This is a genomic window from Tepidibacter mesophilus (assembly GCF_002724055.1).
Classification (GTDB): domain Bacteria; phylum Bacillota; class Clostridia; order Peptostreptococcales; family Peptostreptococcaceae; genus Tepidibacter_A; species Tepidibacter_A mesophilus.
Genome location: NZ_BDQY01000013.1, coordinates 1 through 14,190, shown reverse-complemented (window position 1 = coordinate 14,190; position 14,190 = coordinate 1). Strand labels below are relative to the sequence as shown.

11 protein-coding genes are annotated in these 14,190 nt (G+C 30.0%); all 11 read right to left on the bottom strand.

Annotated elements, in window-relative coordinates; genetic code table 11:
- Positions 1 to 7: 7 nt before the first annotated feature.
- The gene (locus Tmeso_RS09395) at positions 8 to 1,063 is read right to left on the bottom strand and encodes a class I SAM-dependent methyltransferase (RefSeq protein ID WP_099190534.1); all 1,056 of its coding nucleotides are present in this window, start codon (positions 1,061 to 1,063) and stop codon (positions 8 to 10) included.
- A 42-nt stretch (positions 1,064 to 1,105) separates the two neighbouring features.
- The gene (locus tag Tmeso_RS09390; RefSeq protein WP_099190532.1) at positions 1,106 to 1,840 is read right to left on the bottom strand and encodes an ABC transporter ATP-binding protein; all 735 of its coding nucleotides are present in this window, start codon (positions 1,838 to 1,840) and stop codon (positions 1,106 to 1,108) included.
- A 14-nt stretch (positions 1,841 to 1,854) separates the two neighbouring features.
- Entirely contained in the window at positions 1,855 to 2,640 is a 786-nt protein-coding gene (locus Tmeso_RS09385; protein WP_242967904.1) for an ABC transporter permease, read from the bottom strand.
- A 70-nt stretch (positions 2,641 to 2,710) separates the two neighbouring features.
- Positions 2,711 to 3,655 carry a dTDP-glucose 4,6-dehydratase gene (rfbB, locus tag Tmeso_RS09380; RefSeq protein WP_099190528.1) on the bottom strand — a complete coding sequence of 315 codons (945 nt, stop codon included), beginning with the start codon at positions 3,653 to 3,655 and terminating at the stop codon, positions 2,711 to 2,713.
- A 23-nt stretch (positions 3,656 to 3,678) separates the two neighbouring features.
- Positions 3,679 to 4,236, bottom strand: coding sequence for a dTDP-4-dehydrorhamnose 3,5-epimerase (gene rfbC / locus Tmeso_RS09375; RefSeq protein ID WP_099190526.1), 558 nt, complete (start codon positions 4,234 to 4,236; stop codon positions 3,679 to 3,681).
- Between the two features lie 10 nt (positions 4,237 to 4,246).
- A complete protein-coding gene (gene rfbA / locus Tmeso_RS09370) occupies positions 4,247 to 5,119 on the bottom strand; it encodes a glucose-1-phosphate thymidylyltransferase RfbA (RefSeq protein WP_099190524.1) in 873 nt (290 codons plus the stop codon).
- Positions 5,120 to 5,271: 152 nt separating this feature from the next.
- On the bottom strand, positions 5,272 to 7,401 hold the full coding sequence (locus Tmeso_RS09365; protein WP_145993147.1) for an O-antigen ligase family protein: 2,130 nt from the start codon (positions 7,399 to 7,401) through the stop codon (positions 5,272 to 5,274).
- 138 nt (positions 7,402 to 7,539) lie between these two features.
- A complete protein-coding gene (locus Tmeso_RS09360; RefSeq protein WP_099190520.1) occupies positions 7,540 to 10,164 on the bottom strand; it encodes an S-layer homology domain-containing protein in 2,625 nt (874 codons plus the stop codon).
- A gap of 571 nt (positions 10,165 to 10,735) precedes the next feature.
- The gene (locus tag Tmeso_RS09355; RefSeq protein ID WP_099190518.1) at positions 10,736 to 12,331 is read right to left on the bottom strand and encodes a CTP synthase; all 1,596 of its coding nucleotides are present in this window, start codon (positions 12,329 to 12,331) and stop codon (positions 10,736 to 10,738) included.
- Positions 12,332 to 12,493: 162 nt separating this feature from the next.
- Positions 12,494 to 13,855 carry a S41 family peptidase gene (locus Tmeso_RS09350; protein ID WP_099190516.1) on the bottom strand — a complete coding sequence of 454 codons (1,362 nt, stop codon included), beginning with the start codon at positions 13,853 to 13,855 and terminating at the stop codon, positions 12,494 to 12,496.
- A 226-nt stretch (positions 13,856 to 14,081) separates the two neighbouring features.
- The coding region (locus tag Tmeso_RS09345; protein WP_145993146.1) for an IS3 family transposase at positions 14,082 to 14,190 on the bottom strand (109 nt) is incomplete at its 5' end.

Here is a 14,190-nt window from a genome sequence, read left to right as displayed (position 1 = left end):
TATCTCCTTATTTTTTTAATCTTTTACTTATTCTATCTTTTATTTTCCAATATTTTAAAAATAGTTTTCCTGTTTTCGTTTTCTCCAATTTATTATTTTTATTAATTAACATCTTGTTAATATTTAATAAATATTCAATTTCTTTCAAATACTTTTCTTTATCAGAAATGTGAGAAAGTACTGCTTCTATAGCTTCTTTTAATTCATTATTTTTCCTATTATTCTCTTTACTTAAAGATTCTATTTCTTTTAATAGCTTTTCTTTTTCTTTACTTGCTTTCTCTTTTTCTTCTTCTACTTCTTTTAATAACTTAACTTGTTTTTTTAAATTCATATTTTGATCAGTAACTTCTCTGTATTTTTTATTTACTGTATTAATACTATTTTGTATATTTTTATTGCTATCTATCAGTTGTCTTTCAATATCATAAAAAGCGTTCTCTATATCTTTAATCATAGTCAATGAAATATTTATTTCAGCATTAGACTCAACTTTCTCTTTTTTTACTCCAATAACACCTATCCACTTTTCTAAAATATCTACTTTCTCAACTTTAAAATAAGGGGTCACCTCTTTTAATAAATCTAATAAATAATATGTTTTTTTATGATCTATAAAATCATTAATTCCAAAAGGAACTGTAATAATAATTTGCCCATTATCTTCAAGGACTTCCCATGCTCTTTTAAGAAAACGTTGTGGCTGATTAAGATGTTCAATTACTTCAGATAAAATTATTGTGTCAAATTTTTTATCTTCAAAATCCATCATCATAAAATTTTCATTAATAAAATCAATATTTTTTTGAGTTACAATTTCTTCCTCTTTTAATGCTTCGTTAGCATATTCAATTGATTTTTTAGAAATATCTATACCTGTCACTTCAAATCCTTCTCTACCAAGTAATATAGGTACTATTCCTTGACTACATCCAATATCTAATATTTTATTTCCTTGTACTTGTTTACAAATCCAATTAGCTCTTTTATGGGTTTTTCTCATCATAACTTCACCCATACCCCCATAATAAGCATCATTAATTCTATCTAATATTTTCTCCATACTAAGCAATTCCTCTCTTCATAACCTAGAAATATAGTTTTATCAACTTTTTTTATACAATTCACAAACTTCCTTTGTATCTCCAATCATCTTTACTCTTCCTTTTTCTAACCACAAAACTCTATCACACATTTTTTCTACTTGTCCAATAGAATGTGATACAAAAAGTACTGTTGTTCCATTACTTAGTAACTCTTGCATTCTCTTTTCACATTTTTTCTGAAATTTAAAATCTCCTACTGCTAATACCTCATCTATTATTAATATCTTTGGATTTATTAATGTGGCTACAGAAAAACCTAAACGAGCTTTCATTCCAGAGGAATAATTTTTCAAAGGAGTATCCATAAAATTATGTAACTCAGAAAATTCTATGATTTCATCTAACTTTTGTTGCATAAACTCTTTAGAATATCCTAAGACTGCTCCATTTAAAAACACATTTTCTCTTCCTGTTAAATTTTGATCAAAGCCAGCACCTAATTCAATAAGAGGAGCCATACTTCCTCTAACCTTTGCATTTCCTTCAGTAGGCTTTAATACTCCCGCAATAATTTTTAGTAGCGTACTTTTTCCTGCACCATTTAAACCAATAAGCCCAAATATTTCTCCTTTTTTTACTGAAAAAGATACATCCTTTAATGCAATAAACTCTTCAAAAAGAAGTTCTTTTTTTAAAAGTTTTATAAAATATTCTTTAAAACTATCAACTTTTTCTTTACTCATATTAAATCTCATAGATACATTTTTAATTTCAACTACATTTTCTTGATACATAATAAATCCTCCATTTATAAATACAAAATAAATTTATCTTGTTTTCTATAAAATAAAAACATCCCTACAAGCAGCGTAATAATCCCTATAAAAAAGCAAGTTAAATGCAGCTGTAATGACGGAGATACACCATACAACACAATTTGCCTAAAACACTCAATATTATAATATAAAGGATTTAATTTTATAATAAATTGATATTTAGGTGGTATAATATCAACTGGATAAAACAATGGTGTAAAATACATCAAAGCCGTTAATAGTACTCCATAAAGATGCACAATATCTCTAAAAAATACTCCGTAAGCAGAAAGAATCATACCTACTCCAGTAGAAAAAAGTAACACATATATTAAAGGCAGAGGAAATAATATAATAGACCATGTAATCTTTACTTTTGTAATCACTAACATAATTATTATTGCTACAAGTGAAAAAAGAAGATTAACAAAAGAAGATAAACAGCTCGCTAAAGGGAAAATGTACTTTGGAATATACACCTTTTTAATAAGAGAACTATTTGAAATTACAGCTCTCATAGAGGAATTAGTTGCTTGTGAAAAAAATTCAAATAATACTCTTCCAGTTAGAAGATATACTGTAAAATTAGGAATATTTCTTTTAAACACAGTAGAAAATACTATCGATAGTACTATCATCATTAATAAAGGGTTAAGTATACTCCATATTATCCCTAAAAAAGATCTTCTATATTTTAATTTAACATCTTTTACTACTAATTCTTTTAAAAGATATCTATACTTTAAAAAATTTTGAATGTATGCTTTCAATATATTCACCTTTCTTTTAAATTTATTATTTAGTCTTGTATAAATCTATGTATTCTCTATTACTGATTATTTTCTACAACTATTTATTATTTAAGTAGCAATTAATAGTTTCTTCACTTCCTATTTTAAATATATACTTAGGTAACCATCCAAGGTCATTTTGTGTTTTACTTGAATCTATAGCGTATCTTCTATCATGTCCCAATCTATCCTCAACAAACTCTATCAAATCATAGTTCTTTCCAAGCTTATCTAGTATCATCTTTACTAAATCTATATTTCTAACTTCATTATTTCCACCTATATTATAAACTTGTCCAACTTTGCCTTTATGAAGAACTAAGTCTATTGCACTACAATGATCCTCTACATAAAGCCAATCTCTTACATTGAGTCCATCTCCATATACAGGAATTTTTTGGTCATTTAAAGCATTGTGTATGATCTTAGGTATCAACTTTTCCTTGTGTTGATTAGGTCCATAGTTATTAGAGCATCTTGTAATATTAACGGGTAAGTTATAAGTCTTATAATAAGACCTCACTAACATATCCGATGCTGCCTTTGATGCTGAATACGGACTATTAGGCGCAAGCGGCGTTTCTTCTGTAAAATATCCTTCATCACCTAAACTTCCATAAACTTCATCTGTTGATATCTGTATATATTTCTCTATATCATACCTTTTAGCAGCATCTAAAAGTACTTGAGTTCCCATAACATTAGTTCTTACAAATACTCCAGGATTTAGTATACTATTATCTACATGAGACTCTGCTGCAAAGTTGATTATATAGTCTATATCTTGAGATACTATCTTGTCTACCAACTCAAAATCACATATATCTCCTTTGACAAATTCATAATTAGGATTGTTCTCAACATCCTTGAGATTGTCTAAATTACCTGCATAAGTGAGTAAATCTAAATTAACTATATAATAATCATTATACTTATCTAACATGTATTTTATAAAATTGCTCCCTATAAAACCTGCTCCACCAGTAACTAATATTTTTTTCATTTATTTTCCTCCAAAATCGATCTTTAAAAATCTATTTTAGTTTCCTTTAAAGATTTCCAATTTTTATCCTTATCAGAGAGTATCACATATTCTATATTGTCAATCGGCCAATTTATATTAAGAAAATCATCATTCCAAATTATCCCACATTCGTATTCTGGATGATAATAGTCTGTACATTTATAATTAAACACAGCTTCATCTGATAAAACTAAGAATCCATGCGCAAACCCTTCAGGAACATAAAACTGCCTTTTATTGTCTTCACTCAGAATTACACCTTCCCACTTTCCATATGTAGAAGAGCTTTTTCTTAAATCAACTGCAACATCAAAAACCTCTCCTTTAGTTACTCTAACTAATTTTCCTTGAGTATGCTTAGTCTGAAAGTGAAGTCCTCTTAAAACCCCTTTTGAAGACTTGGATTCATTATCTTGCACGAATTCCATATTAAGTCCTATTTCATTGAAATCCTTTTTATTGTACGTCTCCATGAAGTATCCTCTATTATCTCCAAATACTTTAGGTTCTATTATATATAGATTCTCTATGCTTGTCTTTATAAAGTTAAATTTTCCCATAATAACTCTCCTAAAAAACTCCATTAGCTATATCTTCTAAATACTTACCGTAATCGGTTTTTACAAGTGATTTAGAAAGCTCTAGTAACTTATCTTTATCTATATATCCCATTCTGTACCCTATTTCTTCCAGGCATGCTATATATAGGCCTTGTCTTTTTTGAACTGCTTCCACAAAATTACTGGCTTCCAAAAGTCCACTATGTGTCCCTGTATCAAGCCAAGCCATTCCTCTACCAAATAATTCCACTTTAAGATTTTTTCTTCTTAAATATTCATTATTTATGCTAGTTATTTCAAGTTCTCCTCTATATGATGGCTTAACAGTCTTAGCTATTTCAATAACATCATTATCATAAAAATATAGACCTGGAACAGCATAATTTGACTTAGGCTTGTCCGGTTTTTCTTCTATTGATAATACATTTCCTTTATCATCAAAATCTACAACTCCAAAAGCCGTTGGGTTTTTAACATAATATCCAAATATAATAGCACCATCTTCTAAAGAGGATGCTCTTTTAAGTATTTCACTAAAGCTTTGTCCATAGAATATATTGTCTCCTAAAACTAAGGCTACATTCTCATCTCCTATGAATTCTTCTCCTATTATAAATGCCTCAGCTAAACCGTTTGGCTTTTCTTGAGCCTTATATTCAAATGACATACCTAAATTCGACCCATCACCTAGAAGTTCTTTATACATAGGTAAATCTCTAGGTGTCGAAATTATAAGTATTTCCTTTATACCTGCAAGCATAAGTACAGATATAGGGTAATATATCATAGGTTTATCATATATAGGTAATAATTGCTTTGATATTGATTTTGTTATAGGGTAAAGCCTCGTACCTGACCCTCCCGCCAGTACTATTCCCTTCATATTTACCTCCATCTATTTAAAAATCTATGTATTCATAAAATTTTCATTCTATTACATTGTATATTAAAATTCAACTATATTCAATGAAATAGCTTATAAAAGCACAAAAACCACCCAATTAATGTAAGGTAGTTTTTGCGTTTTTATATTATTTAATCTATAGAATTAAGTATCTCTTTAGATGCATTTATTTTATCTATATCGACTTGTGTAAGTTTTATGTTAAACCTGTCTTCTACATAACCTTCAGGTAGGTCTTTTACTCCTTTTAATAAATCTTCTTTTTTCTTATTTAATTCATTATTTATTCTCAATACTGTTTCTTCTGTATCAACTATTTTTTGAAGATACGGTTTAGCTTTATCAAATTCTTTGTTATTTAAATATTCTCCGGCTATACTATAGTTTACTCCTATAACATTTGTGTATGTGTAATCATTTAACGGATGGTATTCTTCTAATTTTTCAACTACTTGTAATGCCTTATCTGTTTCTCCAATTCTAAAATAGTACTGTGCAGCATTGGTTAATACTTTATAATTAGTCTCATCAAGTTTTAATGATTTCTCTACATTTAATTTAGATTCTTCGAGCACTTTTTTAGATTCATCCTCTTCTGCCATATAAAGTTGAGTGTTACCTAAATCAAATTTGTAAGTTGCTTTAAATGGGTCTAAGGTAGAGGCTGTTTTAAAATACTTTGCAACCTTCCTATAGTCTTCAGCTTTTAATTCATCTTTACTCACTATGTCTATAGCCTTTTGTGAATATACAAATGCAAGCCTATTTCCTAGCGATGATGCCATAACTATAACTGTAAGTACAACAAGTAAAACTTTCGGAATACTAATTATCTCTTTCTTTTTCTTAGGTTCTTCATAACAATATTCCTTTTGTAAAGAAAGTATTATTCCAAGTATTATCCAAAGAATAACTGCATAAGCTCCCAAAGACATATCAAAATCTATAAAACTATGCGCTATAAGGGCTATTGCTGCGGTAAATATACACACCAATCTATTCTTCAATCTACTATCTTCAATTTTTATATACGATTTATAAGTAGCTATAACCAAAGATAGATATATTCCAATCAACGAAATCAACCCTAAGGTTCCTATATCAGTCCATACCTGCATTATATAGTTATGAGCTTGTTGTGTAGTATATTCATACGTCTTATACTGATTATACAGAGATGCCCAAGCTCCTCCTCCAGCTCCTAATACAGGGTGTTCTTTTACCATTTTCAATCCGTCTTTATAGAATACTCCTCTTTCCACAACTGTAAAACTTTTAGCATTAATAGACTGTATTCTTTGAGATATATTTTCTGGTAAGAACTTGCTTAAAGCTCCAGTAAATAAAGATATCGCGCCTAAAAACGCTATACATACCAGTATAGATATTATGATTTTTTTGTTGAATTCAATATTAGAAAATAACTTGTCCAATAATAAAGATACTATAAAAGAAACTACTATACCTATAAGTATAAATATCCAACCTTTTGAAGATGGTGTTGATATATTATTGTATATATTGGAAAATGTAATTCCAAATGATATTAATATTGATATTGTGCTTAATATAACATTTTTAAACCCTTTATTTCTTAATAAAACTAGCATTATGAATCCACACACTGGAAGCAATACCCATGCTCCTCTTGAATAAGAAAATATAAATCCTAAAAATATTAAATAACCTATCCCATTTAATATATTCTTTATTACTCCTTCTTTATCACAAATTTCACTCATTGTTAAAAACAATATTCCAAGCATATATGCACCAAATGTATTGTGATACTGAAAAGTTGAGTTAATCATTCCAGCTTGAAATGCTCCTTCATATGTAAACGACCCAAAAGCACATCCAAATCCTATCATACTTACAACTACTCCACTCAATATTAATGAAATACTTAAAAAACTTATATCAAATGTATTTTTTATTTCATAACTAATTGATATAAAGAGTAAAAAATACGTCAAGTTCTTAGTTGCTTCATACGTAGCTAAATCTTTGTTAAACGCAAAAAAACAAGTTATTATATATAGCGTTATAAATGAAATAGAAGAATACTGAAGTCCCGAAAATAATATTATTCCATCTTCTTTTTTTACATTTCTAATTAAAGATATTAATGACAATACTCCTATTATTAAAGCCGCAATATACATATCTTTTTCAAAGTATAACCCTTTGAAAAAAGGTAACATAAATAAAACGAAACCATATATGTATAATATTTTATTTATCTTTCTTTCATTTTTCATTTGAGCCTCCAAAGTAATCCCCTCCAACTGCTAATTATATACATTTTTATTTTATATTAAACAAGGTTTAAATTCAATTGATTTTGTAAAATAAAAAAAGCCGATGGGTATCCATCAGCTTTTTTATTTGAAATTTAATTATTTAATTTCTATTACTCTAGCGTCTTTGCTGTCTTCTACTACGATATCAACTTTTGTTCCTTTTGTTACGTTGTGTATTTTCTTCTTAGTCTTTTCATCATAGATTACAGTATTGCTATCTGTTCTGTAGAATATAGTACCAACAGCTTCTCCTGTATCCCATTTTCCGTCTCCATCTGTATCTGTAAATAACTTGATGTAATCTCCATCTTTATCATAAACAGTTCCAGTTACTATTTCAAAATCAGTTCCAGTAACTGTTCCTACAGATTTAGAAATTAATTCTAATTTACCATTAGATTTTAATTTTACTACATATGCATTTTCTTCACTAGCAGTTCCTGAATTTAATTCATATTCTTTAACGTCACCATTATCTAATGCAACTTTAACCATATCGTCGCTTCCTTTTTTCCAAGCTTCGATTACGTAAGCAGCTTGCTCATCATTAGCAGCCGAAGAAACTCCATCATCTAAGAAGAATACAGCATCTAATTCTTCTTTGTCATTTGCAAATATTTGAGCAGTTATAGTTCCTGTTATATCATCTTCTGAAATATCAGCCCATTTAACTGGTGCTAAATCGTCAATACTAATAACTGATGAGTTATTTACTTCTTCAGTCATCATTACTGTATCTTTAGAAACTGAGTAAGTTTTTGATCCTGTTATTATAGAATCTTTTCCAAATTCACCACTAGTAGTTATTGTTGTAGTTGATTTTTCTAATTCTCCATCTGCTATTTCTCCATCTTTGTTTAAAGAGAATTTAATGAAGTCTCCTACAACTAAACCAGTTGCATCTGCATCTTCTTCAAGAGTATAAGTTATTTCATCATCTGTAGTTGGGTTATAAACTTTAACTCTTTCTCCTGCATCATATATCTTAGTTACAACTCCATAAATATCATCTGAAGTTGATTTAACATCTGTTGAGAAGTATAATACTCTTCCTGCCATATCAGTTATAGCAAGTACTTCTTCTTCATCAACATCTTCTAATTTATTCTCACTTAATGAGTATGCATATATATCTTCTCCTTTATTTACAGAGAAGTAAGCTCCAACAGCTTCACCAACTGTTCCATCTACAGCTTTATCTGGATTGTTTTTAACTAAATCATATGATTTATCAGCAATTTCAATTTCGTCTGATTTAGCTTTTGTGAATTTTCCTTTTATTTCGTTATCTTTAACTACAGTTACTACAGCATAATCATCTCCATCTACTTCAGTTTTAGAAACATAAACCACGTTATTAGCTTTTATGTCTTTAAGTTCTAAAGTTTTTCCTGTAGTATCCATTATTATAACTTTATCATAATCATCTTCTAAGTTTACAACAGAGTCCTCATCATTTCCTTCAATACCTGTAATTTCTTTACTATCAGTATCAACTTTAGTTACTATTAATCCGTTAGCTTCATCAGCTTTCATTATATCAGCAAATACTACTTTATTATTTTCTATAACAAATCTACCGAACATTCCAGCTTCTAAGTCTCCACCTAAATCTCCTGTTGTATCATCTAATTCAGTTTTATCATATGCAGTAACTTTGTCATTTAAGCCAGTTACATACGCTGTAGTTCCATCCTTATCAAAAGAATATTCATCATCTAATTTATATAATTCTACTTCTTTTAATTTTCCGCTATCTGTAGTAACTTTAGTTATTACATCAGTAGCAACTGTTTCATTTCCATCTCTTTGCATATAAATTACTTCATCGTCATCATTTACATATACTTTTACTTTTAATCCCATTAACTCGTCTGTGTTAATACCTTTAACTGTATCTACTTTTATTTCTCCATCCGCTAAATCAAAATCACTGTTTCCAACGAATTCTGTGTTATCATTTGTAGCAACAAAAGAAGCTTCTTCAGAATTCAAACCATCATCTAATCTTTCATTCTTAACTAATCTTACATCTTCGTATTTCGTAATATCTAATTTATCATCTAATAAAGTTTTATTTTCATCTACTGCATACTTAATTTCGCCATTTACATATTCACTTACTTTAACAACATTAGAATCTAAAGCGTTATCCACAAGTACAGCTACTGTTCCTCTATCAGCTGTTCCAGTTGCATCTGAGAATTTAGCTCCATCAGTTATTCCAGTATCTGCAGCTTTTGCTACATAGTTTCCTGGCCAGCTTCCTGGTAAAAACTCATCTTTGTATCCTAATGCTCTAACAAGCATAGTTACAGCTTCAGCATAAGAAACTTCTTTAGCTGGTTGGAATGTTCCATCTGGGTATCCAGATAATAATCCTTGTCCTTGAGCTACATTGATGTATCCTGCAGACCATCTTGAAGCTTCAACATCAGAGAACTTAGTTGCTCCTTTAGCTGCATCAGCTGCTCCACCAAGACCTAAAGCTTCAACTAATATCTTAGCGAATTGCTCTCTTGTAACTTTCATTTCTTCATGGTATTTTCCATCTTCCATACCGTTAACGATTCCAAAAGCATTTAATCTCTCAACTGCTTCTGTAACCTTCTTATCTGTATTTTTATCCATCTCTGGAGCTGCTGCGAAAGCTGCACCCATAGATCCGAATGCTAAAGCACCAGCTAATGCTACTGAAAGAACTTTTTTAGTATTCTTCATTCTTATATTCCTCCCTTAATTTATGTATCATTCCTATTTTTTTATAAAAATAGTATTAATTATCTTATACATGAAAATTATACCACTGTAAATTTTTCCAGTCAATAATCAAAGCTACTTTGTAATAATTTTGTAACAATAAGTAACTTTTTTGTAACATTATAAATATTTAACTGTATTTTATATGGATAAATTTTCTTATTACCTTACAACAGTAATTATATGTTAATTTATGAAAAAAATCCATTACAAATATATTACAAAATAGAGTTGTTTTGTAATATATTTGTTATATTTTTCTTATGAAGGTTGTAATTACTAGTTTTGAGGATATTTATTCCTTGGTGAATTTATCATATATTTATGCATAAAAAAATTCGTCTACTCGCTAACGCAGTGACTCATATCGCCAACGAGCCCTAACGGTCTCCGTTGCTCAAAAATAGTTGTAAGTATAGCTCTTTAATCAATGTTATCGACAAAACAAAAATATTATAGTTTCCTAATAGAGTAAAAAAGAGCTATATATAATAGAGATTAATCTCTATTATATATAGCTCTTAAATATATCTTACTTTGCAGCAGCCTTTATAAACTCTCTAAATAAAGGATGTGGTCTTGTCGGTCTTGATTTGAATTCTGGATGGAATTGTCCAGCAACGAACCAAGGATGATCTTTATGCTCTACTATTTCAACCAATCTCTCATCTGGAGATATTCCAGATATTATAAGTCCTGCCTTAGTTAATAAATCTTTATACTCATTATTGAACTCATATCTATGTCTATGTCTTTCATAAACTAAATCTTCTCCATAAGCTTCATGAGCTTTAGTTCCTTTGTATATCTTACATGGATAAACTCCAAGTCTCATAGTTCCACCCATATCTTCAATATCCTCTTGATCTTCCATTAAAGCTATAACAGGATATTTAGTATCTGGGTTAAGCTCTGATGAATGAGCTCCATCTAAACCTGCAACATGTCTTGCAAAGTCTACTACTGATAATTGCATTCCAAGACATATTCCAAAGAAAGGAACCTTGTTCTCTCTAGCATACTTTGCTGCAGCTATCTTTCCTTCTACTCCTCTATCTCCGAATCCTCCTGGAACCAACACTCCGTCAGCATCCTTAAGTATATCAGCTGCATTATCAACAGTTACATCTTCTGCATTTATCCAATCTATCTCAATCTTAGCATCATTGTGTATTCCAGCATGCTTTAAAGATTCAGCTACAGATATATATGCATCTTGAAGTTCTACATACTTTCCTACTAAAGCTATCTTAACAGTCTTTTGAAGTTGTTTTTCTTTCTCAACTATCTCAATCCAATTAGTAAGATCATGATCTTTAGCATCAAGCTTAAGCTTGTCTACTACTAATTGATCAAGTCCTTCTTCTTTAAGCATTAAAGGAATGCTGTATAAAGTCTCGGCATCTAAGTTCTGAATAACGTACTCTGGCTTTACATTACAGAATAATCCTATCTTCTCTTTCATCTCTTCTGATATAGGTCTTTCTGATCTACATACTAATAAATCTGGTTGAATACCTATACTTCTAAGCTCTTTAACTGAGTGTTGTGTAGGTTTAGTCTTTAACTCTCCTGATTTAGCAAGGTAAGGAATTAATGTTACATGGATGTACATAACATTGTCTTCACCTGCATCATACTTAACCTGTCTTATAGCTTCAAGGAATGGAAGTGACTCTATATCTCCTACTGTTCCTCCAATTTCAGTTATAACTACATCGAAGTTTCCTTCTTTTCCTAATTTATATGCTCTATCTTTAATTGCATTAGTTATATGAGGTATAACTTGAACTGTAGCTCCAAGATAATCTCCTCTTCTTTCCTTGTTAAGAACTGACCAGTATATCTTTCCTGTTGTAACACTTGAATGCTTACCTAAGTTAATATCTACAAATCTCTCATAGTGTCCAAGATCAAGATCTGTCTCTGCTCCATCTTCAGTTACAAATACCTCTCCATGTTGGTAAGGTGACATAGTTCCTGGATCTATGTTGATGTATGGATCGAACTTTTGAATTGTTACATTAAGTCCTCTAGATTTTAAAAGTCTTCCAAGTGATGCTGCTGTTATTCCTTTTCCTAATGAAGATACAACCCCACCAGTTACGAATATATACTTAGTTGCCATTTTGTTCCTCCTTATATGTTTATATTTATTTGAATTTTAATTTTTTCCTTAAAAAAGGGGTAGGTCGCCCTAGGAAAGGGCGACCTACCATTTATTAGAAACCACCCTTTTAGGGTCCGGCTTTTAAGTTTTCTTTTTTAAAATAACTATTCTAGTGTATCATCACTTTTTCAATATTTCAATAGATTTTTTTAATTGTTTGTCCATTTTATCTAAAGTCATATATTTTGCAAATTCTTCATTAATTTTATTTAAAGTTGTTAGATCTGCTGATCCATATGCATAAAGTCCAGTATCCTTTTGGAACTTCTCTACAGCCTTAAATGTAGAATCTTGATATACTCCTTTAGGATCATCTATATTATATCCCATGGCACCTAATCTTTGCTGAACTGCCAACACATCAAGCCCAGCATCCCCTTTAGACAACTTATTATCTATATTAAGTTCTATAAACTTATCAATATCTATATCATATCTATCACAATCTATATCAGGAGTAACACCTGTACCATCTATACTTCTATCAGAAGGAAGATAGTATTTTGCTATTGTCAGCTTAATGCTCTCTCCATTCTTTAAAGGAAGAACAGTTTGAACAGTTCCCTTACCATATGTAGTCTTACCTATTAAAGTTCCAGACTTCGTATCTTGTATAGCTCCAGATAATAACTCAGATGCTGATGCTGAATTCTCATCTACTAGAACTGTTAATTTATCAAATGCAACCTCACCCTTTGAATAATGGTTGATAACTTTGTCTTTTGCATCACGTACTATAACAACCTTACCCTTTGGAACAAAGTGCTTAGATACTTCAACAACAGCAGATAAACTTCCTCCTGGATTCCCTCTTAAATCAAGAACAGCCTTGTTGATACCTTGCTTCTTAAGCTCATTAACTGCAACTTCTACTTCATCTTCAACTTCAGTTGTAAACTGAGATATCTTAATATAACCAATATCTCCTTCTATTACTCTATACTTAACAGATTTTATCTTTATCTCATCTCTTTTTATATCTACTTTAAATTCTTTGCCACTTCTAGATATAGTAAGGTTTACATTAGTTCCCTTATCTCCCTTTATCTTATTAATAACCTCTTTAATATCCTTAATTTCTCCAAGTCTTTCATCTCCTATGGCAACTATAACATCACCAGCGATAAGACCAGACTTTTGAGCAGGTGAATCCTCCATAGGCTCTACAATATTAAGCTTGCCATCTCTAACATTTATTAAAGCACCTATTCCATACATCTTTCCATTAACAGACTCACTAAAACTCTCATTAGTCTCCTTGTCCATATAAATACTGTGCTTATCTAAGTTCTCAAACATACCCTTAATAGCAGCATCATAAAGCTCATCCTCAGTAATCTCACCAGCATAATTGTTCATTACATACTTCTTAACAGCATTAAAAAATTCTTCATTCTTAACAAAATCATCAGCAAATGCAATATTAGTTATTAAAATCATTACAGTTACCAAACTACATAAAAATCTACTCATTCTTTTCATAATCTCACCCTCTTATATTTTTATAAAATATTTAATAAATAATTGTATTTCAATAAGCTAATTATTCTATTCTTAAACACCATACTAAAAATATAGTTTATTTAAATGTTAGCTACTTTTTTGTTGACTTTTTCCTATGGAACTTAAATTGTGACGTTGAAATATACGTCAAAAAACTTCTGTGTCTGACCGTAGGGAGTTTCAGAAGTTGGATTGTCAACACTTTTTAGGACACTTTTTTGTCGGACATCAATAACCTATATTCTATAGGGCTAAGGTAATCTAATGACCCGTGTATTCTGTGATTGTTATACCAATTTACATAATCAAATAAT

Excerpts from the sequence above, each read along its gene's own strand:
- Tmeso_RS09395 (WP_099190534.1), bottom strand. The coding sequence starts at position 1,063 with ATGGAGAAAATATTAGATAGAATTAATGATGCTTATTATGGGGGTATG.
- Tmeso_RS09390 (WP_099190532.1), bottom strand. The coding sequence starts at position 1,840 with ATGTATCAAGAAAATGTAGTTGAAATTAAAAATGTATCTATGAGATTT.
- Tmeso_RS09355 (WP_099190518.1), bottom strand. The coding sequence starts at position 12,331 with ATGGCAACTAAGTATATATTCGTAACTGGTGGGGTTGTATCTTCATTA.
- Tmeso_RS09365 (WP_145993147.1), bottom strand. The coding sequence starts at position 7,401 with ATGAAAAATGAAAGAAAGATAAATAAAATATTATACATATATGGTTTC.
- rfbA (WP_099190524.1), bottom strand. The coding sequence starts at position 5,119 with ATGAAGGGAATAGTACTGGCGGGAGGGTCAGGTACGAGGCTTTACCCT.
- Tmeso_RS09360 (WP_099190520.1), bottom strand. The coding sequence starts at position 10,164 with ATGAAGAATACTAAAAAAGTTCTTTCAGTAGCATTAGCTGGTGCTTTA.
- rfbC (WP_099190526.1), bottom strand. The coding sequence starts at position 4,236 with ATGGGAAAATTTAACTTTATAAAGACAAGCATAGAGAATCTATATATA.
- rfbB (WP_099190528.1), bottom strand. The coding sequence starts at position 3,655 with ATGAAAAAAATATTAGTTACTGGTGGAGCAGGTTTTATAGGGAGCAAT.
- Tmeso_RS09350 (WP_099190516.1), bottom strand. The coding sequence starts at position 13,855 with ATGAAAAGAATGAGTAGATTTTTATGTAGTTTGGTAACTGTAATGATT.